Origin of the sequence: Methylovorus mays (assembly GCF_020531915.1) — a bacterium.
GTDB classification, from domain to species: domain Bacteria; phylum Pseudomonadota; class Gammaproteobacteria; order Burkholderiales; family Methylophilaceae; genus Methylovorus; species Methylovorus mays.
The window spans coordinates 333,795-354,217 of record NZ_JAJAVG010000008.1 but is presented as its reverse complement, the minus strand read 5'-3'; the positions used below and the strand labels follow the sequence as shown (position 1 = coordinate 354,217).

At 58.3% G+C, this 20,423-nt stretch carries 16 protein-coding genes; 5 read left to right on the top strand and 11 right to left on the bottom strand.

Annotated elements, in window-relative coordinates:
- Positions 1-59: 59 nt before the first annotated feature.
- Positions 60-2,090, bottom strand: a complete 2,031-nt coding sequence (locus LG203_RS12150) for a TonB-dependent receptor (protein WP_456085644.1) — start codon at positions 2,088-2,090, stop codon at positions 60-62.
- Positions 2,091-2,352: 262 nt separating this feature from the next.
- On the opposite strand from LG203_RS12150, the gene LG203_RS12145 reads away from it, so the two are divergent.
- Positions 2,353-2,943, top strand: a complete 591-nt coding sequence (locus LG203_RS12145) for an FxDxF family PEP-CTERM protein (protein ID WP_230346001.1) — start codon at positions 2,353-2,355, stop codon at positions 2,941-2,943.
- Positions 2,944-3,034: 91 nt separating this feature from the next.
- Here LG203_RS12145 and LG203_RS12140 read toward each other — a convergent pair whose 3' ends face one another.
- Genes LG203_RS12140 through LG203_RS12125 form a run of 4 tightly spaced genes read right to left on the bottom strand, consistent with a single transcriptional unit; the run spans position 3,035 to position 7,546 of the window.
- Positions 3,035-4,957, bottom strand: coding sequence for a sensor domain-containing diguanylate cyclase (locus LG203_RS12140; RefSeq protein WP_230346000.1), 1,923 nt, complete (start codon positions 4,955-4,957; stop codon positions 3,035-3,037).
- A 52-nt stretch (positions 4,958-5,009) separates the two neighbouring features.
- The gene (locus LG203_RS12135) at positions 5,010-5,786 is read right to left on the bottom strand and encodes a phosphatase PAP2 family protein (protein ID WP_230345999.1); all 777 of its coding nucleotides are present in this window, start codon (positions 5,784-5,786) and stop codon (positions 5,010-5,012) included.
- Complete coding sequence (locus LG203_RS12130) at positions 5,783-6,595, bottom strand: metallophosphoesterase family protein (RefSeq protein ID WP_230345998.1); 813 nt, start codon at positions 6,593-6,595, stop codon at positions 5,783-5,785. The genes LG203_RS12135 and LG203_RS12130 overlap by 4 nt, the downstream gene beginning before the upstream one ends.
- 12 nt (positions 6,596-6,607) lie before the next feature.
- Positions 6,608-7,546: a diacylglycerol/lipid kinase family protein gene (locus LG203_RS12125; protein WP_230345997.1), complete on the bottom strand. Its 939-nt coding sequence runs from the start codon at positions 7,544-7,546 to the stop codon at positions 6,608-6,610.
- Between the two features lie 177 nt (positions 7,547-7,723).
- Between LG203_RS12125 and LG203_RS12120 the strand changes: the two genes are divergently transcribed.
- The 3 genes from LG203_RS12120 to LG203_RS12110 all read left to right on the top strand — a co-directional run bounded on the left by LG203_RS12120 (position 7,724) and on the right by LG203_RS12110 (position 14,133).
- Positions 7,724-9,979, top strand: coding sequence for a putative bifunctional diguanylate cyclase/phosphodiesterase (locus LG203_RS12120; RefSeq protein WP_230345996.1), 2,256 nt, complete (start codon positions 7,724-7,726; stop codon positions 9,977-9,979).
- A gap of 225 nt (positions 9,980-10,204) precedes the next feature.
- A complete protein-coding gene (locus LG203_RS12115; RefSeq protein ID WP_230345995.1) occupies positions 10,205-12,256 on the top strand; it encodes a phospholipase D-like domain-containing protein in 2,052 nt (683 codons plus the stop codon).
- Positions 12,256-14,133: an SEL1-like repeat protein gene (locus LG203_RS12110; RefSeq protein ID WP_230345994.1), complete on the top strand. Its 1,878-nt coding sequence runs from the start codon at positions 12,256-12,258 to the stop codon at positions 14,131-14,133. Before LG203_RS12115 ends, LG203_RS12110 begins: the two co-directional genes overlap by 1 nt.
- A gap of 13 nt (positions 14,134-14,146) precedes the next feature.
- Here LG203_RS12110 and LG203_RS12105 read toward each other — a convergent pair whose 3' ends face one another.
- The 6 genes from LG203_RS12105 to LG203_RS12080 all read right to left on the bottom strand — a co-directional run bounded on the left by LG203_RS12105 (position 14,147) and on the right by LG203_RS12080 (position 18,966).
- Positions 14,147-14,722: an ABC-type transport auxiliary lipoprotein family protein gene (locus tag LG203_RS12105; RefSeq protein ID WP_230345993.1), complete on the bottom strand. Its 576-nt coding sequence runs from the start codon at positions 14,720-14,722 to the stop codon at positions 14,147-14,149.
- 28 nt (positions 14,723-14,750) lie between these two features.
- Positions 14,751-15,695, bottom strand: coding sequence for an MlaD family protein (locus LG203_RS12100; RefSeq protein ID WP_230345992.1), 945 nt, complete (start codon positions 15,693-15,695; stop codon positions 14,751-14,753).
- A 6-nt stretch (positions 15,696-15,701) separates the two neighbouring features.
- Positions 15,702-16,493, bottom strand: a complete 792-nt coding sequence (locus tag LG203_RS12095; protein WP_230345991.1) for an ABC transporter ATP-binding protein — start codon at positions 16,491-16,493, stop codon at positions 15,702-15,704.
- The gene (locus tag LG203_RS12090) at positions 16,490-17,605 is read right to left on the bottom strand and encodes an MlaE family ABC transporter permease (protein ID WP_230345990.1); all 1,116 of its coding nucleotides are present in this window, start codon (positions 17,603-17,605) and stop codon (positions 16,490-16,492) included. The genes LG203_RS12095 and LG203_RS12090 overlap by 4 nt, the downstream gene beginning before the upstream one ends.
- Positions 17,606-17,848: 243 nt before the next feature.
- Entirely contained in the window at positions 17,849-18,316 is a 468-nt protein-coding gene (locus LG203_RS12085; RefSeq protein WP_230345989.1) for a GNAT family N-acetyltransferase, read from the bottom strand.
- A gap of 2 nt (positions 18,317-18,318) precedes the next feature.
- Positions 18,319-18,966 (bottom strand): helix-turn-helix domain-containing protein, encoded by a 648-nt coding sequence (locus LG203_RS12080; RefSeq protein WP_230345988.1) that lies wholly within the window; start codon positions 18,964-18,966, stop codon positions 18,319-18,321.
- Positions 18,967-19,180: 214 nt separating this feature from the next.
- Here LG203_RS12080 and LG203_RS12075 point away from each other — a divergent pair, with 214 nt between their 5' ends.
- Positions 19,181-20,422: an FAD-dependent oxidoreductase gene (locus LG203_RS12075; RefSeq protein WP_230345987.1), complete on the top strand. Its 1,242-nt coding sequence runs from the start codon at positions 19,181-19,183 to the stop codon at positions 20,420-20,422.
- Position 20,423: the final 1 nt, after the last annotated feature.

Genomic DNA, 20,423 nt, shown 5'->3' with positions numbered 1-20,423 from the left:
CTTATCCCAGCATGCAGAGCGCAGCGATCGCCAGGTTGTGATGATCGCGCCTGCCATGATCAAAAGGTATAAGACAGCGTCAACCTGGCAGTCCTTGGCTCCACCGGATGAAAGTGCACATCATCAACCCCGGCCAGCGCTTCGCCTTGCAGCCGGGATGCGTAGTAGTAGTCGATGTCACTGTTTTTGCGATTGAAGAGGTTGAAGATATCCAGAGTCAGCCGGGTTTTTGCATCCACTTTATAGCCCACGCGCAGGTAGGCGATGGTGGTGGCGTCGGATCGGAAGCTGTTGTCTTCGAGCAAGGGTCTGGGGCCAAAGTGGCGCAGCTGAAAGGCGCCTGACCAGTTACCCAGCCGCGTGACTGTAGCGCCGAGCGAGGCGACCTGATTGATGGCGCCGGGGATGTAGTCACCGGCCGCATCATGCTCGGTGAAGCGGGCGTGGGTGGCGGCGAGGTCCATATCCAGCAGCAACCAGTCATTGGCGATGTAGTGGTTGTTCCATTCCACGCCCACCCGTTTGCTGGCGCGGCTGGCTTCGGTTTCCCCGGCATCGCCGACGAACACCAGCTCGGAGGCGTTATCCAGCCGCCACACGGCGAGTGAGCTTTGCAGGCCGCGGATGACTTCGGTGCGCAGCCCCAGCTCCATGCCGCGCGTATTGACCAGCGGTGTGACGGCGCTGGTGGTACCGCCGCCATTGGGCAGCTGGGTTTGGGTGGTGCCGCGGGCGTCGTTGCTGTGAAAGCCTTTGCCAACATTCACGAAGTATTCGGTATTGGCCCATGGCCCGAAGATCAGCGAGAGTTTGGGCGAGACCACGTCGTCATGTGCGGTGCCGGAGTTGCCCTGAATGCTGCTGTCCACATCAAAGGCATAGCTGTCGTAGCGCACGCCGGCCACGCTGCGGAATTTGGGCAGCCATTGCGTGGTGTTTTCGGCGAAAAGGCCGATGCTGGCTTCTTTCACCTGATCTTCGCGGATGGTGGCAAGACGTTGCCGCGCCACGGTGTTATAGAGCCCGACCGGGGAGAGGCGGTCGTAACGCGTCTGCATGCCCAGCTTGTTTTGCACATCCCGCCCCGCCCATGTGCTGAACCAGGTCTGGCTGACATTCAGCCCCGCCATGCGCCGCTGCTCGCGCTGGTTAAACTGGTCGCCATTGACCGGGTCATTCAAAAAGTAAGAGAAGTTGCTGTAGAGGTCGAGCTTCGATTGCACCATATAGGCATTTACCTCAAACGCGCTTTGCTGGTTGCGCCGGTGCAAGCCGTAAGACAGGCTGTAGCGGGAAGACTCGCCGCCATCGGTGCTGTCTATTGCACCATAGCGGCTGATCAGGCCGGACGAGACGGCACGCGCGGGGATCTGGTCGGTGGCATTCCAGTGATTGTGGTAGGCCATCGCCGTGACATGGAATCCATTGGCGGCATCGCCTTCGCTGTAGCGCAGCACGCCATTCACCTTGCGCAGGTTTTCCGGGGTATCCCACGGGCCATCGTTGCGGTTGATTTCCAGGCCATACAGCAGCTGCCCCTGGCCTGCCGCCATGGCGTTCGCCAGCAGGTAACGCCGGTAGGCATTCTCCCCAATCGACATCGAGGCCACGCCCTGCGGCAAGGTATTGGCCAGCTGCAAATGCGCCGCTCCGGCAGATGAAAAATCTCCCTCTTCAGCGTAATACGGCCCTTTGCGGTAGTGAATGCGCTCGACCAGCTCGGGAATCAAAAAATTGAGATCGGTATAGCCCTGACCGTGCGCATGCGAGCGCATGTTGACCGGCATCTCGTCTACATAGGTGGCAAAGTCGGTGCCATGGTCTAGATTGAATCCGCGCAGATAATACTGGTTGGCCTTGCCATCGCCGCTGTGCTGGCTGACGATCATGCCGGGCACAAACTCCAGTATTTCGCCGGTGCGCAGGGTGGGGCGGTTGGCGATCAGCGTGGACGTCACGCTGCCTTCGCTGGCAGCATCCGAGGTCCCGATGGCGTTGTCGTAATGGCTGGTGACGCTGACCGGGCTTAGCGTCAGCGACTCAAGCGCAAAAGCCGGTGTTACGCAGGCGGCATACAGACATGTGATCAGTCGTCGGAATGAAAGATGATGCAAGGTGGGGGTTCCCTATTAATCATCGTATGAAGCTTATTGTTTGCTCCATACGCCATGGGATTGAACCACATTCAAGCCGGGTTTTTGATAAGCAGGATGACGTAGGCTGGCAAGCTGGCATGCGTGGGCATGACATCGCTAGTACCAAAGTACTATTGTGCAATAAATCCCAAGCTCTACAATGGCGCAGCATCAAGCAATACTACAAAAACAGATTAGCCAACTATGGGGAAGCCAAATGTTCAATAATTTTTTCAAGGGCCTGATTGCCAGCCTGGCCCTGCTGGCAAGTGTGGCAGCCAACGCGGCAACTGACACTTACGGTACGCTGCTGTCGGGGTCTTACACCCCGTCCAGTTCGTTCGCCACCCTGACGTATACCAATACCGGTAATGTTTATACCTTCACTCTTACTGCCAATGATCTGAATGCGCTGTTTACGACCGATGCCTTTATCGGTGCCATTGCCGTTGATTCTTCGGTAACGCCAACTGTGTCAAATGTATCAGGCGATGCGCCAGTATCTATTGCTGCTGGCGGTGGCCCTGGTGGTGGTTTTGGTTTTCGCTTTGATCTGACAGGTCCTAAGAAAGACCGTTTGACTGATGGTGAAAGCGTTACCTGGACGGCTACCTTTGCTAGCGACGTCACCCTGAGTTTGTCTTCCTTTGCGCTGCATGTACAAGGCTTGACCGATGCGCAAGGTGGTAGCGCCTGGTACACCGCCGGCACGCCCACTGTTTCGGCCGTGCCTGAAGCTGACACCTACGCCATGATGGCGCTGGGTCTGGGCCTGATGGGCTTTGTTGCCCGTCGCCGTCGCGCCTGAAACTGGTTCTGATATGAAAAAGCCCCGCTTGCGGGGCTTTTTTTATGGGCATGAACTGTGAGAACGTGGTGGGCTTGGAATTTACTCTCTGTCAGCCCGCCACCCGGATCTGATTCTTGCCACTGCGTTTTGCCTCGTACATGGCATTGTCGGCATCTTTCAGCAGAGCTTCTGGCAGCACTTCGCTCGAGGGGGCGTAGTACGCCAGCCCCAGGCTACAGCTGATGTGGCGTAGCAGGCCACCCAGATGGATGGGCTCGCGCAGCAGATGCAGGATTTTTTCGGCCACCAGTTGGGCGTGGGCTTGCTCTGGCATGTTTTCCAGCAGCACCACAAATTCATCGCCAGCAAAGCGGGCGACGGTATCGGTTTGCCGCGTGGCGCTGCTGAGGCGGTTGGCAATTTCGCGCAGCAACATGTCGCCAGCGTCGTGGCCCAGCTCGTCGTTGATTTGCTTGAAGCCATCCAGATCAATAAACATCAAGGCCATCCACTGCTGCGTGCGGTCGGCGCGGGCCAGCGCCAGCGGCAGGGCGTGGGTAAAGGCGCGGCGGTTGGGCAGGCCGGTCAGCACATCGTGCTTGGCTTCTTTTTCCAGCAGGCTTTGCAAGTGCTTGCGCTCGCTGATGTCACTGAGAAATGCGCTGAAGATGTGCTTGCCATGCACCTCTATCTTGCTGATGCGTACTTCCACCGGGATGGTACGGCCGTCCTTGCGCATGGCCTCCAGCTCCAGCCGTTTGCCCAGCACGGCGGCTTCGCCGGTATCCATGTGGTGCTGCATGCCATTGAGATGGGCCTGCCGCAGATGGGGCGGAATGATGACCTGATCCAGACGCTGGCCGATAGCTTCGCGTGCCGACCAGCCAAAGGTGGATTCGGCCTGGCGGTTCCAGGCGGTGATGATGCCGGATTGATTGATGCTGACGTAAGCGTCGTTGGCATTTTCGATCACCATGCTGATCTCAAGCTCGCGTTCTTTGAGTTCCTGCGCGGCCAGCGTTTGCTTGGCCATGGCGAATGACAGCATCTCGTTGCTTTTCTTGAGCTCAAAGGTGCGTTGGGCAACGCGGTTTTCCAGGTCGCGCTGCAAGTCATTCAATGCCTGCTCGGCGACTTTTCTGTCGTGTATGTCTTTGACAATCGAAACAAAATACTCCAGCTCGCCGCGCGAATTGATCTGCTTGGTGACGCTCAGACTGGCCCAGCGCAGTTTGCCATCCTTGCGGATATAGCGTTTTTCGATCTGGTAACGGTCTATCTTGTCTTCGGCCAATTGCTTCAGCAAATCCAGGTCGGCTTGCAAATCGTCGGGGCAGGTAATGTCCCTGAAACTGAGCTGATAAAGCTCATCGGCATGGTAGCCCAAAAAGCGGCATAGCTCTTCGTTCACACTCAGCCAGCCGCCATCGGGGGCGACCAGGGCAATGCCAATGGCAGCCTTTTCAAAGATGGTGCGAAAGCGCGCTTCACTAGCATGCAGTACGGTTTGGGAGAGCTTGAGGTGCGATTCGGTGAGTGCAAGGGTTTCGCGCAAGCGGATTTCCTTGCTGACGAGGTCGGCAAGGCAGGTCAATATCTCCAGCTCGTGTTTGCTCAGCTCTCTGGGCTGGGCATCGATGGCGCACAGGGTACCAAGGGCATAGCCCGCCGTGGTCCGTATGGGGATGCCTGCATAGAAGCGGATATTCGGAAATTGCAGCACCATGGGATTGTCGGCAAACCGCTCATCCAGCAGGGCATCATTCACCACCATGGGCTTGGTATGCAAGATGGCATGGGCGCAAAAAGCGACGTCACGGGGCGACTCTTCCGCTTCCACCCCAATGCGGGATTTGAACCATTGCCTGTCCGTATCCACCAGCGAAATCAGGGCGATGGGAACGTTCAGGGTCAGGGCAACCAGTTGCGTGATTCTGTCAAAAACAGGCTCTGGCTCTGTATCCAGCAGCCCGAGTGCATGCAGCATGGCGACACGTTCTGCTTCGTCCGGCGGCAAGGTGGCTGATTTCATATGGCTTTCTTACACATCAATTAGGCCAGCATAGGGGCATTGAAAAATGCATTCAACCCTTATCTGGTGAGGGTTGATGCGAAGGGGACGACGTGGTGGTGTACTCCATCACGGCAATGCAAAAAGTAAGCCATAGCAGGCCAGACATTAAACCAGCGAGTACATCGCTGGCATAGTGATAATGCAAAAATACCCGGCTGCAGGCAATGCTGAACGCCAGGGAACTACCCAGTAGCAGGGCTGGCAGATGGTAGCGCGATGGTAGCAGGCGCATGGCCAGATAAGCCAGCAGACCATATGCCACAAGCGAGCCTGAGCTGTGGCCGCTGGGGAAGCTCCAGCTTTCGAGAGGTTCGCTATAGGGGTTTATCGGCCGCAGGCGTTCAAAGATATCTTTGAGGCTGACATTGAGAATGCTGTTGCCGCCTATCGCCAGCAGACTGCCCGCAGCCAATTTGAAATGCCTGAGCCATAGCATCAGCAACACCACCAGCACGCAGATTACCGTGAGCGTCGAGGTATTGCCCAGGTGCGTGATCAGGTGGAAATAGTGCATGGCAAATGGGCTGGCGTGGTCCCGCACCGCTTCGCTGAATTCCGCATCTGGCTGCATGAGGCTGCCCGTTTCCAGCAGGTAGGCAATCCAGCAGAACATCCCCCCGGCCAGACTCATCAACAACAGGCTGGTTGTCAGCCAGCGCTTTTCAGCATCTGCACACGAAAAGTGCGCATGGTGAGCTAACGTCACGATCAGCCAAATCGCCACCAGCCCCACCAGGTAATACTCAGCGCCGTATGTGGCAATGTGCATCCACCATGAGGTATTCATGACGATGCGCCCTCCAGGTTCAGCGCTTCGGCAGATACCTGCACAAACTGCTGCTGCGTTTCCGCATAATCCCAACGCTCGACCATGCAGGGCGTATTTCGCTCCTGGTAACGAATCAGGTTGATGGAGTTGCCCGCATTGCGGCGGATGCGGGTGGATACGGCCGTGCCTGCCTGCACCGCCCATATGCGGTGGCGTATCTCAGGCCGTTTCTCATGCAGGGCAATCACGAAAGGCAGGTGAATATGCCCGCCCAGTATCAGGTCGGCCCCGGCCTCAGCCCAGGCGCGCACTGCTTGTTGATGACCATGCAGAAGATTGCCTTTGTCGCGCGCTTCAGTGACGTAGACCGGCTGGTGGGTAATGACCAGACGCAGTTGCTGCGGCCCGGCTTGTTGCAGTTGCTCGCATACCCGCGTGATCTGCGCGTGGGAGACTTCGCCGTCTTCATGCCGATAGGCCCGGGTGGTGTTGACGGTAATGGCGAGCAATGCATCATCCCGATACAGGGGCTCAAGGTCATGCCCAAAGGCCTGGCGGTGGCGACCATAGGGGGCCAGCACCCGCGCTGCCAGATTAAAAAGCGGAATGTCATGGTTCCCGGGAATCACCAGTCTGTGCGGAATGTTCAGGCTGTCGACAAACGCGCGGGCATGCTTGAACTGACTGCGTCTTGCACGCTGGGTGATATCGCCGGACAGGATCAGCAGATGCGGCGCCTGCTGCTGCAGCAAGGCATGCAGCGCCTGCATTACTGGCAGTTGTTCAGTGCCAAAGTGCGGGTCGGAAAGATGGGCGATCAAGGTCATGGTTCCAGGCGCTCAGGCAGGCTCGTCGAGTTTGATCAATTGCAGCGGACGCGGCGCCACCCGAAACTGCAAGGGCGATTTGAGCCGCACGATCTCGCCATCAGTCGCCACCTTGATACGGCGGCGCGGAAACGAAAACTGACGTATGCCCATGCTGGAAAAACTGAAGCTGACAATATTTTCCGCCTCACCCAGTCGGCCCAGCGCACCTTTCAGCATGAGTCCCAGCATCGCCAGTTTGCTGGTGGGCTTCAGCATGATGGCGGCCAGCTCGCCTGTGGCCAAGGCATCGGTCAGTGGTATACCAATTTGCTCAAGTTGTAGCTGATTGTTGCCGACAAAGAGAGTAGGCGTACGCAATTTGCGCGAGACGCCTTTGGTTTCCAACACGATCTTGAGGACGCGATGCTGGCGCAGCAAGGTGAAAAAGCCTGCGATCAGCGCGACTACGCGGCTACGGCCATACTGGCGCTTGAATTGTTCGCGTGCTTGCAACAGCTGGGGATACAGCCCCACGCTGGCGTTCACCAGAAACACTTTGTCATTCACCAGGCCGATCTGTACCGGCTGCAAACGTCCCGTCAGCAGCACACGGGTAGCCTCTGCCGTGTCTTCGGGTATGTGGTGTGTACGGCCAAAGTAATTGAAGGTGCCTTGCGGCAGGATGCCCATGGGGCAATCACATTGCCAGGCCTCCTGCACGATGGCATTGATGGCGCCATCGCCGCCGGCGGCCACGACAATGCCGCCATGCTGCATGGCAGTGGCGACGGTTTCGCGGGCAATGCGGCTCAGGTCTTGCGGCTGGGCTACCTCGATGATGGTGCAAGGACGGCCTGCTGCATCCATGATGCCCTGTATGGTTTGCCGAACTTCATGGGTGTCGTGGCGGCCAGATCCTGCATTAAGGATGACGTAAAACGGCGCATGGTGAGGAGTGGTAGTCGGCATGGTATCCAGTGAGGTGATTGTTCTGGTTAAAAACTGGCGTACGTGATGTGTTTAAGTATTACTTTTTATGTGATGTGAAAGCTTGCCCATAGTTCCTGATGTTTATCTTCATCAGAGCCGCGTGCATAAGAAAACGTGTATAACGCCTTAATGGCAATCGAGAAACAGGGAACCGCGATGGACGTCATAACCAGCTTTTTCAGTACCGATGGCTTCATGCCGCATGGGCATTGTTACCTGTGGCAACCACCTTTGCTTTGGACCTACATCATCTCCGATCTCATGATCGCTGTTGCCTATTATTCGATTCCGATGGCACTGGTGTATTTCGTGCGCAAACGTCCCGATCTCCAGTTCAACTGGATATTCGTGATGTTTTCCATTTTCATTTTTGCCTGTGGCACCACCCACTTGCTTTCCCTGTGGACGATCTGGAACCCCGACTACTGGGCCGATGCGACGATGAAAGCCATCACGGGGGTTGCCTCGCTGGTGACCGCCATCATGCTGTGGCGGCTGATGCCGCAAGCCTTGCGTCTGCCCAGCACGCAGCAGCTTGAGGATACGGTAGAACGGCTGGAACACGAAGTCGAAGAGCGTGAGCTGGCTGAGCGCTCGCTGGCGGCCTTTAATGACACGCTGGAAATTCAGGTGCGCCAGCGGACGGCCGAGCTGGAAGAAATCAACCGCCTGCTCAAGCTTGAAATTGATCTGCGGCGCGAAGCCGAGCAAACCCTCTACGCCGAGAAACAGCGCGCCGTGGTCACCCTGCAATCCATCGGCGATGGCGTCATCACAACCGACAAGCAGTCGCGGGTGAATTACCTCAATCCGGTTGCCGAGCGCATGACCGGCTGGAGCAACGCCGAAGCCCAGGGCAAGCCTCTGCTGGAAGTGTTCCGCATTGTGAATGAAAGCACGCGCAAGCTGGTGCCCAACCCGGTGGATGTGGTGTTGCAGCATGGTGAAATTTACGGGCTTGCCAACCACACCGCACTGATCGGTCGCCATGGCAACGAATACGCGATTGAAGATTCCGCGGCGCCCATCCGCGATCAGGATGGCAATGTGCTGGGTGTGGTGCTGGTGTTCCATGACGTGAGCGAAGCCCGCAACATGGCCAACAAGATGACCTATCTGGCCGAGCATGATTACCTCACCGGTCTGCCCAATCGCCTGTTGCTGAATGACCGCCTGCATCAGGCGCTGACCATTGCCAAGCGTGATCAGGAATTCATCGCCCTGATGTTCCTGGACCTGGATCATTTCAAGAATATCAACGACAGCCTGGGTCACGAAGTGGGTGACCAACTGCTGAAAATGGTGGCACGCCGCCTGGAAAGCTGCCTGCGCGCCAGCGACACCATCAGCCGCCAGGGCGGCGATGAATTCATGATTCTGCTGCCCGAGCTGACCAATTACTTCTCACCTGCCGAGGTGGCCGAAAAACTGCTGGCCGCCGCCACCGTGCCTTATGAAATAGGCGCGCACGAAATCACTGTGTCGGCCAGTATCGGCATTGCTGTCTTCCCCGACGATGGCGAAAACGGCGAGCTCTTGACCAAAAATGCCGATGCCGCCATGTACCACGCCAAATCGCTGGGACGCAATAATTACCAGTTCTTCACCCGTGCCATGAACGAGCGTGTGATGGAGATTGCCGAACTCGAAAGCAAGCTGCGCCGGGCCGTGGAGCGTAACGAGTTTGTGCTGTATTACCAGCCCAAGATCGATATCCGCACCGGGCAGGTGGTCGGGGCCGAAGCCCTGATCCGCTGGCAGCACCCCAGCTGGGGGCTGGTGGCACCCGATCGCTTTATCCCGATTGCCGAAGACAGCGGCCTGATCCGCCCAATAGGCCTGTGGGTCATGCGCGAAGCCTGCCGCCAGAACCAGGAATGGCAAGCCGCAGGCTTGGCGCGCATTCCGGTGGCGGTTAACCTTTCCACCGTGCAGCTGCGCCAGCACAACTTCCTGCAAGAGGTCAGCGAGATTCTGCTCATGAGCGGGCTGGAGCCGGATTACCTGGAGCTGGAAGTCACCGAAAGTGTGGCCATCCACGCCGAAACCGAAGTCATCAACTGGCTGCACAAGCTAAGAAGCATGGGCGTCAAACTGGCGCTGGACGATTTTGGCACCGGCTACTCCAGTCTTTCCTATCTCAAGCGCCTGCCGATCAACAACGTCAAGATCGACAAAAGCTTCATCCGCGATATCGAGACCGATCCTGACGATGCCACCATCATTACCGCCATCATCCGCATGTCCCACGGCCTGCGCCTGAATGTGATTGCGGAAGGCGTGGAGAATGTCAACCAGCTCGAATTCCTCAAGAAAGAAGGCTGCGACCAGATGCAAGGCTTTATCGCCAGCCGTCCTCTACCGGCGGCGGAATTTGCCCTGCTGTTGCAGAACTGGCCGACGCCTATTTAAACGCCATTTTGTTCTGATCGCTCCATTGCGCGCGTCCCTCTGGCGCGCGCAATAAAACATCCCACATCCCTTTGCCCCCAAGCCCTTTGGGGCAATATTCATTTTTAACAATCCTGTGCATGATCGACACCCTCATGGCAAGGCATACCGGGTGTTGCGTGAGATGTCTCCTATCAGCCAGCAGCATGGTGTGCCCGCCAATAATCCCCAAGGAGCTCACCGACCATGCAGCCACGCGACCCCTACAACACGCACAACCGGGTTATTGCCCCGCTCGACAAGGAAACAGGCGAAGCCACGCACAGCTTTCAATGGCTACTGGAAAAAAGCCGCTCGCACCCGATTACCGCAGGCAACCGGATCGAAACGCTGATCTGCGGACAAGAGGGGTTTGGGCGGATCGCGCAAGATATTGAAGCGGCGCGTGGCAGCCTGTGCATAGTCTGCTGGGGCTTTGACCCTGGCATGGCCCTGGTGCGGGGCGAAGGCCAGGCAAATTACCCATGGGCCAACGGCCTGCCCTATGGCGAGCTCTTACGGCGCAAAGCAGCGGAGGGCGTGCAGGTTCGCCTGCTGGTCTGGTACAACTACGGTGGCTCTTCCGTGCAGAATAATCTCGTGGGCTATGTTGCCACGGACAATACCCCGCCCGGCGGGACACTGACATGGACCTGGGATGAGCGCAACCCCAACGCAAAGATGCCCAAGCCCCTCGCTGACATCCGTCAGGATTACTGCATCCAGTGGTGGCGCGATGCCACCCATGGCCGCATCCCCAACCTGACAGTGCGCTGCCGGGATGGCGCCGACGACAAGGTGCAAGCCAGCGTGAAGGATGAGCCCATCAAGCCCAGCCAACAAGGGGGGGAGGTTTTTGGCATATTTGACGAGCAAACGCTGATCGAACGTTATGCCACGCACCACCAGAAACCCATCCTCATCGACTATGACCATGCCGATGGAGAGCATGCGGTGGGTTATGTCATGGGGCTTAACAGCGTGACTGACTACTGGGACGACGCCCAGCACCTGTTTGACAGCCACTTGCGGGAACAGGACTTCAGCACCCAGGCCGAACTGAAGGCGGCGGAGGAAAAGGGCATCCGCACCGATGCCATCGTGCAAACGGCGATCAAGGCGGGTCAGCCCATCAGCCGCAAACCCTTTCAGGATTATGCCTGCCGCATTCATGGGCCCGCCCTGCAGGATGTCTGGATCAACTTTACCCGCGCCTGGAACCGGGCGACGGCCTTGCCACCGCTGACGGTTCCCTTCCAGCGCAACCGCCCCCCTGCGCCGAAACAGCCCGCCCCCTTGAATGCAGCGCTCAACCCCTCCCGCCTCAGCCAGCCCGTTGAGACCAGCGCCGCCAGCCATGTTGCCCGCTTGCAAATCCTGCGCACGCAGCCAGAAGAAGCCTATCAGGGAGAAGAAAACACCAACTACGACAAAAGCATACGGCTGGCGTACATGCATGTCGCCAGCACGGCACGGCGCTACATCTATATCGAAAACCAGTATTTCTTTTACGAGCCTTGGGCCGATCATCTCAAAGAGCAGCGTGAAGCCTATCTGCAAGGACATAAGGAGGTGGGAAGCACACGCGACAACGTGCCGCTGCTGCATCTGATGGTGGTCATCCCCCATCCGGAAAACGCCGGCATGGTGCCACGTACCCATGACACCATCAAGGCATTGGGCCACGGCGACGCCATGCCGGGGCAGCAAGGTGCCACCGACCACATCCTGAGCCAGCCAGATCAGCATGGCATTAGCGCCAGTGAACGCGATATTGCCACCCATGCGGCGCAGGTCAAGCCCCCCACGCTGGATAAGGAAGGCGTGCTGATCCAGGACGGCAAAAGCCTGCGCATGAAAGTCCTGATCGCCAAAATGGCCACCGCCAATCCGCCGGGCGGCAAGCTGGGTAGCAGTCGCGATATCTACATCCACAGCAAACTGATGCTGGTTGATGACAACTTCATGACCCTGGGCAGTGCCAACCTCAACCTGCGCTCCATGGCCGCCGATAGCGAGATCAATGTGGCGACCGACAGCATTCCGCACAACCGCGAACTGCGCAAGCGCATCTGGAGCCTGCAGACCGGCGGCCTGTACGACGGCGGCAACGCCTATTCCGACAGCATGGACGATACCTTTGAAAATTGGAAAAAATTGGCGGCGTTCAATGCTCGTCAGATTAAAGAAAATAAAAAATTCGATGGCTTCATCGTGGCTTTCAAAGACGATCGCGTGGCCAAGGACAGAGTGGGTTGATGATGAATAACCGCCCCCCTCACACCCGCCTTGTCAAGGCCGTGACCATTACCCTGCTGCTGGCGGTGTTCGTCGGCGGCACTTTTTTGTTGCTTCACTTTTATCCCATCATGCCCACACCCCAAGCCTACGCACAGCCCTTTACCGCCCAATCCGACCTGGCCCTGCTAAGCGAGCCTGAGGTACTGCCACGCAATATCAATCTGCTGGCCTTCGACCCCCACCGCGACAGCAATGCGTTCACCTGCCGCCATGCCGCTGACCATGCGCCAGCCCTCACCACCCAGGCGCAAGCCCTGCACGAGCAGGCCATGACGCTCACCAGCGGCCTCTTGTGGCCAGAAGAGCAGAACTGGCCCGCCGCCATGAAGCTCTGGCAGCAGGCAGCGGAAATGGGCCACTGGAAAGCCGCGCTGATGTGGCTGCAGAATGCCCGGACGGGTGTGGGCATCAACAGCAGCAAAGGCGCGTTTTATGTACCTCCCGCCCCGCCGGAAACTGTGCTGAAAGGCACCGAAGCCCTGATGCGGCAAGGGGTGGCCGACGCCTTCTTCTGGATGGGCGATTACCACCGCACTGGCTACGGACTGAAGAGAGGCGATGCCGACCGCGCCTGGGCCTTCTGGCAACTGGCCGCCGACATGGGCAGTGCCAAGGCGCAGACCAAGATAGCGTTGACACTGGAACTGATACGTCGAGATATGGAAGGACAACGCGACTTTAATGGCATGTGGGCAAATCGCCCTCTCATGTACAAACTGCTGGAATGCGCCCATGCCCAAGGCTATGGCCCCGCCAGCATAGAATTGGGCCGTTGGCTGGATCTGGACGCCGAGCATGGACGCGCCGTCAACGGCGACACTGACGCCCAATTCCGCCGTGCGCTGCAAGTGCTGCACGATGGCGTGAAGTTCGGGAGTGAGGATGCGGCCAACTATCTGTTTTCCTCCTTTGATAATGGAGACGCCCTGGTGCAGTACGCCAAAGACCCCGCCCGCGCCCGCCGGTACAGCACGCTGGGCGATGCCCTCTACAACGACCCCGACCGCCGTTTCCCCAATCTGGACAAAGTCCTGCCCCTGCCGCCTGCCAAGCTGCCGCAGTGGGATAGCAACCCCAAAACCCTGATCGATGCAGCCCAGGGGCTGCGCGTGACCCCCAAGCCCGTCAGTCTGCCTGCTCACGGCGCCAAGGGGCGTGCCCATATCCCCGAAGGCCATGCCATCTTCATGCTACCCAACATCAGCCCCCGGCCCTTTGTCGGGTTCAATAGCATTCTATCGGTCCCTGAGGTCCGCGTGGGCATCGTCCGGGCTCAGCGCTCAGGCTACTACCAGGCCAGCAGTGTGTTTGACCATGTGCTCACCCCGCAGGAATATGGGGTAGATGCCTATGTGCGCCAGCAAGCCATCAGCGGCCTCGCCCCCTTGTTTTATGAAGCAGGCGAGCCCATGCGGCTGACCGGGCAAGTGTCAGAAGAGTTCTGGTTTGAAAATGATGCAAGCCATGCTGACATCCAGTGGCTGTTTGTGGGCGAAGCGCACAAGCAATACGTGCCCACCGACTGGCTGGCGAGGCAAGGTACGGTATTGCCGATAGCCAGTGCCACCGGGACGTTTTGTGGGGAGGGGGACGTTTGCCCCCAGAGCGGCATCTGGCAACCCGTGGTCACGGTAAAAGACCATGCGCTATACAAACGATTTAACTCGGGATTCAGCAGCGAGGCCTGGCGCCATCAATCCTTTGTGGTACAAGGCGAGCCTTTGCCATCGCTCACCGCCAGGCTGGGCTTGCCTTTGGAAACCCCTGACCAAGTCATTCGCTGGCGGCTGATGTGGGCGTGTGAACGCGGGATTGCGTTGCCGGAAAGAGCCTAAGCAAGACAAGAGTTTAGTTGCACGCGGCCTGGCTCTCGGTCCAGGTCAACAGCTCGCCCAGCAGCTGGTTGCTGGCCTTGCTGAGGGCGGCAACGCCGCCAGCGGCGTCGGCCGTGGGGGCGGGGCTGCTGGCTTGAAATGTGCGGCTTGCCACGGTCTGGCGCGATTTCTTTTGCTGCAGGCTGGCGCTGATCTGTACCAGGCCATGGCTCGCGGTCGGGCTGTCAAATACCTGATCAAAACTATCCAGTGAGAGTGTCAGCAGGCAACCGTTGCTGGTCGCGGCGGGCGCTTGCCGGTTGCGCAGTGATTGCGTCAGCAGTTCGGCGGGCGGGGCGGTCCAGCGGCTGTCGGCATAGTAGGCGACCTGCTGGGCATTCTGGTAGGCCATCCGGTAACGTATGCGCTTGTTATTGAGCGCATCGCCGCTGCGTATGGTTTCAATGCTGGTCTGGGTGGCGATGCGTTCGCCGGGTTCGCCCAGGCCAAAGTCAAAGGTCTGCGGGCCGCTTTGTGGCTTGTTGCCATTGAGGCTGAGGCAGGCGCTGAGACTGCCTGCCAGTATCAGTAATGTGATCCATCGTTGCATGTCAGTTCCTCATTTGTCCTTATTGGGGTTAAGGCTTGAAGCCAGCTTCGCCGGGGCCGGGCTGGGCTTTGGGTTTGCCCAGCAGCAGGCTTTGCGGGTGGTCTTCCAGCATTTCCATCAATTGCTCAAACTGCTGGGAGTCGCGCTGCAGGCTGTCGGTCAGCGCATTCAGGCGGGGCAGGGTGTCTTGCTGCAGACTGTCGCTGAGTTGCTGGCTGCTTTGCGTGAGCGTGCCCGTCATGCTGCTGAAATCACGCGCACTTTGGCCCAGGGTATCCATTAGCGGGCGTACGGCGTCCGAGGTTTGCTGCAGGCTTTGCAGGGTGGTTTCCAGTTGCTGGCGATTGCGCTCGGAGGCAAAGCTGCCCAGCCGGTTCATGGTGGCGGTGCTGGTGCGCAGCAGCGGCTCCAGTTGTGCCGAGGCTTTCTCCAGATTGGCAATGGTGCGGTTGAGTTGGTCGGTGTCTATTTTCTGCATCATCTCATGCGCTGTGGCGGCGAGCTGGCTGCTGCTTTTCACCAGGGTTTCCACCTGTTCGATGATCTCCGGTGCATGCTCGGTAAAGCGGTCCACAAACGAGGGCCGTAGCGGAATGGTGTCGTCTGGCCCCAGTCGCTGCTGGCTGCTGCCATCATCGTTGAGGTCGATATACGCGAGACCGGTCACGCCTTGCAGGCGCAGTTCGGCATAGGCGGCCTTGCTCAGTTGCAGGGTTTTGGTGACTTCAATCTCGACATGGATGTCATTCTGCGTGTTGTCATCCAGTGAAATCTGCAGCACCTTGCCGACTTCCACGCCGCGAAACTTGACCGAGGCTTCCGGGTTGAGGCCGCTGACCGGGCGATTGGAGTTGATGGTGTAATGCGTTTTTTCTTCGCGCGCTCCGGAAAGCCACCAGAAGGCGAAGATGGCCGCGAGCCCCAGAATCAGGGTAAACAGGCCGACGGCAATGGCGTGCGAGCGATTTTCCATGGTTGATTAAGACCTTTCCATGCGGGCATGTATGCCCTGAAAGAAGTTGGTGACGAAGGGGTGGTCGACATCGCCCAGCGCCTGGAGCGAGCAGGCGGTGATGATGTGCTTGTCCGCCAGCACCGCGACGCGGTCGCTCATGGCGATCAGGGTGTCGATATCGTGGGTGACGAAGAGCACGGTGAGCCCCAGTGTTTGCTTGATCTGCTTGATCAGGGCGACGAATTTGCTGCTGCGATCCGGGTCCAGCCCGGCGGTGGGTTCATCCAGCACCAGTAGCTCAGGCTCCAGCGCCAGGGCGCGTGCCAGACCCACGCGTTTGATCATGCCGCCGGAAAGCTGGGCGGGCAGCAGGCTGGCATGCTGCGGCTCCAGCTCCACCAGGGTCAGCTTGTGCATGACCAGGGTGTGTATGGTGTCCTCGTCAAACTGCTTCAACTCGCGCAGGGGGAAGGCAATATTGTCGAATACCGACAATGCCGAAAACAGCGCGCCCTGTTGAAACAGCATGCCCAGCCGCGTCATCAGGCGCTGCCGCCGCTCACGCTCCAGCGCGTGCAGATTTTCCCCAAACAGCAAGATATCGCCGCGTGACGGTTCGGTCAGCCCGACAATATGGCGCAGCAAGGTGGTCTTGCCACTACCGGAGCCGCCGACCAGCGCCATGATTTCGCCGCGCTCCATCACCAGGTTGAGATCGCGATGTATCACCACATCGCCAAACTCGGTCCAGACATTGCGCGCTTCGCATACCGGCGCTGGCGGCGGGCTGGGTTTGTTATTCGCGTTGTCGCTCATACGCCAATTCCACGGGTCAAAATGGCAAATGCCGCATCCAGCAGGATGACGGACGTAATGGCGGTGACCACCGAGCTGGTGGTGCTGGCGCTCAGGCTTTCGGTATTGGGCATGATGCGCAGGCCAAAATGGCAGGCCACCAGCGTGACCACAAAGCCAAACAGCAGGCCTTTGAACAGGCTCAGGGTCAGGTTGACCGGCTCGACCACCATGGGCAGATAATCGAAAAAGAAGCGAAAGCTCAGGCCCAGCTCGGTATTGGCCGAGAGGGCGCCGCCTGCCAGGCCCCAGAAGGAGGTCCACAACACCAGAAATGGTGCGACAAAGGTCAGCCCGAGCACCTTGGGCAGCACGATGCGCAAGATGCGCGAGACCCCCATGGTGGTCAGCGCGTCGATTTCCTCGGTTACCCGCATCACGCCTATCTGCGCCGTCATGGCGGAGCCGGAGCGCCCAGCCACCAGAATCGCCATCAGGATAGGCCCCAGCTCGCGGATCATGCTGAGGCCCAGAATGTTGACGATGAAAATGTCAGCGCCAAAGGTGCGCAGTTGCGAGGACATCAGGTAGCTCATGGCGATGCCGATCATGAAACCCAGCAGGCCAGTCACCGGCAATGCGGTGACACCACTCTTGTAGATATTGGCCATGAATTCGCGCCAGGGAAACGCCGATGGACGGCGCAACAGATAGAGCATCTCTAGCAACAGCAGGCCGATCAACTGCACGAAATCGGTCAAATGCTGGGCAAATTTCATGACCAGCTCGCCGATTGCCACCAGCGGCAGCGCCCAGTCCATGCGGGAACCCGTGCGTTGTGGCGTGCGCAATCCCTGCAGTGTGGTGAAAAGCGCGCGCTGCTCGTCCGTTACCTGCATGCGGGCATCCAGCTTGCCCTCCCAGCCATTCAGAAGAACGGTCGCGCCCGCCGTGTCCAGTTGTTCGGTGGCCAGCAGATCCCATTGCGTGAACGGGTCGGAGAAGAAAGGCTGCAAGGCCTGTTTGAGTTCGGCAAAGTCGTTGTCCAGCGCTCGCAGAGACCATTGCCCCAGCAGGCGTACGCGACGACGGCCTTGTGTGTCCTGATCAATTTCGAAACTGGCTGCTGCCATGTTTACCCCTTGCGAACGCCCAGAAAGCAGGGTGCCGCATTGCAAAACGTATACAGGTGGAGATGTGTCTTGTTGTTGTCAGTCATCCGGCTGGCGAAGGTATTGCCTCACCTCAAGGGACAGGCGGGATGTGACACTGGTTCAACATTATGGGCTCAACAATGCCCGACTTGGCGGAACGCGACAAGTCGGGATTGTCCTACAGGCAGGAGGCGAGCAGAGGCGGGCAGTGAAACGGAGCGCCTATAAAAACATGCGGCGTGCCTGCAGTTGGGTGGGTTGCCAGCCAAGATGCTGGTAATAGCCGACGGCGGGCGTGTTTTCAGTATCGACCAGGATTTGCGCGCGGGTGACGCCTTGCTCCTTGCACCATTGCAATACGGCATCGATCAGGGTGCGGCCGATGCCGGCATGGCGGTAGTCCTTGTCCACGATCATGTCTTCCAGCCAGGCGGCAGGGGTGCCCTGGGCGGTGGAGATGATGAGCTGCGCGCTGACCATGCCGATCACCTTGCCTTCGGCCGTGCGTGCCACTTTGATAATGCCGCGATCCGGCGCCGCAATCAGCATGGCAAGCCCGCGCCGCTGGGCTTCGGTGTCCGCTTCAAAATCCGCCTCTATGCCGAACAGGTCTTCCAGCAGCAGGCACAGCGTGGGAATGTCGGCGGCAACGGCGTTATCAATGGTGATACTGCTTGCTTGCAGCTGCATGCCTATTCCTCCGGCGTCTCTGGGAAATCGTGATGGATGATGGAAAGGAACTTCACTGGCGCGCTCACCAGCCGCTCGGGGCGGTGCGGCTGTTCTCCGCGAAAGGTCAGTGAATCACCGGGCTGCAGCAGAAAGGTCTCATTGCCCACTTTATATTCGACCTCGCCTTCCAGCATATGGATGAATTCGGTGCCGCTGTGCTCGAAGGGCGGAAATTCCTCGCCCGGATCTTCCAATGTAATAAGGAACGGCTCGAAGGTTTTTTTCGGGCCCTGATCATAAGCCAGCAGGTGGTAGGTGTGCCCACGTTTGGTGCCACGGCGCACCACTTCCATGCCTTGGCCGTGTTTTACCAGCTGCGCGCTGCTGGTCTGTACGTTGTAGTCGCGAAATAGCCGCGACAGCGTCACGCCCAGCGCATTGGCAATCTGTTCCAGTGTTTCCAGGCTGGTGGAGACCAGGCCATTTTCTATCTTGCTCAACATGCCGCGGCTGATGTTGGCGCGCTCGGAAATATCCGCAATGGTCAGGCCATGTTGCAGGCGAATCTGGCGGATGACATTGCCCAGATGGCGACCCAGCGACCTGGCGTCGCTGTCGCTCATCACCGGCGCAATGTCGGCGGAAGCAGTGGTGGATGGGGTTGCCATGGGCTCTCCGGGGTTGCAAATCAGGCTTCAGTGTACAAGAAAAAAAGAGGGCTAGCCACGGTAAGTTTCCTGCGGAGAAAAAAAGTTTCAAAAAACTGTTGACGGCGAAATTCCAGGAATGCTTAAATAGCAACAAATGTTTCACCACAGTAAACAAAGTTATTAAACAGGAATATTTATTGCTTATGTACAGCATAAGCAATGGAGACAATCGATGCCCTTAAGACTGCTGAAATACGCCCTGAGCCGAAAGCACCCGGCCCCCCGCTTTTTCCGGGACTGTACCGAGCCCAAGAAAAGCTATGACGCCGTGATTATTGGTGGTGGCGGCCACGGCCTGGCAGCGGCCTATTACCTGGCTAAGGACCATGGCATTACCAATGTGGCGGTGCTGGAAAAAGGCTATATCGGCGGCGGCAATACCGGCCGCAATACCACCATTGTGCGTTCCAATTACCTGACCCCTGAAGGCGTCAATTTTTACGACGCCAGCGTCAAGATATATGAAGGTTTGTCCGAAGAGCTGGACATCAACCTGTTCTATTCCACCCGCGGTCACTTTACCCTGGCGCATACCGAATCTGCCTTGCGCACCATGCGCTGGCGTGCCGAGGTGAACAAGCATGTCGGTGTGGATAGTTATGTCGTCGGACCGGACGAGATTTCCAAAGCCTGTCCACAGCTGGATATCAGCTGCAGTGGCAAGGCACCGATTGTCGGGGCGCTGTACCACGGACCGGGCTCGATTGCGCGTCACGATGCGGTAGCCTGGGGCTATGCCCGCGGTGCAGACAGCATGGGCGTGGAAATTTTCCAGAATACCGAAGTCACCGGCCTCGACATCCAGTCCGGCAAGATCAAGGGCGTGCACACCAGTCGCGGTTATATCGCCACCAACAAGGTGCTGTCGGCCGTGGCCGGGTTTACCCCGCGCATCACCAATATGGCCGGTGTCGATACGCCTATTGTCATTCATCCGCTGCAAGCCTGTGTCAGTGAGCCGATGAAGCCCTGGCTGAACACGATTCTGGTCTCCGGCAGCCTGCATGTGTATGTCAGCCAGTCCTCGCGCGGCGAGCTGGTCATGGGGTCTTCGCTCGATCCTTACGAAGTGCATTCCACGCGTTCCTCGCTGGATTTTGTCGAAGGCCTCACCTCGCACATGCTCGATATGTTCCCTTTCCTTTCCAACGTGAAGATCGTGCGCCAGTGGGCAGGCATGGCGGATATGACGCCTGACTTCTCACCCATCATGGGCACGACCCCGGTGGAAGGCTTTTACCTGGATGCTGGCTGGGGTACCTGGGGCTTCAAGGCCACGCCGATCAGCGGCAAGACCATGGCCGCCACCATGGCCAACGACCAGGCTCCCGAACTGATCAAGCCATTCCGCTTGAGCCGGTTTGAAGATTACGACCTGACAGGCGAAAAGGGCGCTGCTTCCGTCGGCCACTAGG

Excerpts from the sequence above, each read along its gene's own strand:
- LG203_RS12125 (WP_230345997.1), bottom strand. The coding sequence starts at position 7,546 with ATGCCGACTACCACTCCTCACCATGCGCCGTTTTACGTCATCCTTAAT.
- LG203_RS12115 (WP_230345995.1), top strand. The coding sequence starts at position 10,205 with ATGCAGCCACGCGACCCCTACAACACGCACAACCGGGTTATTGCCCCG.
- LG203_RS12100 (WP_230345992.1), bottom strand. The coding sequence starts at position 15,695 with ATGGAAAATCGCTCGCACGCCATTGCCGTCGGCCTGTTTACCCTGATT.
- LG203_RS12110 (WP_230345994.1), top strand. The coding sequence starts at position 12,256 with ATGATGAATAACCGCCCCCCTCACACCCGCCTTGTCAAGGCCGTGACC.
- LG203_RS12090 (WP_230345990.1), bottom strand. The coding sequence starts at position 17,605 with ATGGCAGCAGCCAGTTTCGAAATTGATCAGGACACACAAGGCCGTCGT.
- LG203_RS12085 (WP_230345989.1), bottom strand. The coding sequence starts at position 18,316 with ATGCAGCTGCAAGCAAGCAGTATCACCATTGATAACGCCGTTGCCGCC.
- LG203_RS12080 (WP_230345988.1), bottom strand. The coding sequence starts at position 18,966 with ATGGCAACCCCATCCACCACTGCTTCCGCCGACATTGCGCCGGTGATG.
- LG203_RS12130 (WP_230345998.1), bottom strand. The coding sequence starts at position 6,595 with ATGACCTTGATCGCCCATCTTTCCGACCCGCACTTTGGCACTGAACAA.
- LG203_RS12135 (WP_230345999.1), bottom strand. The coding sequence starts at position 5,786 with ATGAATACCTCATGGTGGATGCACATTGCCACATACGGCGCTGAGTAT.
- LG203_RS12120 (WP_230345996.1), top strand. The coding sequence starts at position 7,724 with ATGGACGTCATAACCAGCTTTTTCAGTACCGATGGCTTCATGCCGCAT.
- LG203_RS12075 (WP_230345987.1), top strand. The coding sequence starts at position 19,181 with ATGCCCTTAAGACTGCTGAAATACGCCCTGAGCCGAAAGCACCCGGCC.
- LG203_RS12095 (WP_230345991.1), bottom strand. The coding sequence starts at position 16,493 with ATGAGCGACAACGCGAATAACAAACCCAGCCCGCCGCCAGCGCCGGTA.
- LG203_RS12145 (WP_230346001.1), top strand. The coding sequence starts at position 2,353 with ATGTTCAATAATTTTTTCAAGGGCCTGATTGCCAGCCTGGCCCTGCTG.
- LG203_RS12140 (WP_230346000.1), bottom strand. The coding sequence starts at position 4,957 with ATGAAATCAGCCACCTTGCCGCCGGACGAAGCAGAACGTGTCGCCATG.
- LG203_RS12105 (WP_230345993.1), bottom strand. The coding sequence starts at position 14,722 with ATGCAACGATGGATCACATTACTGATACTGGCAGGCAGTCTCAGCGCC.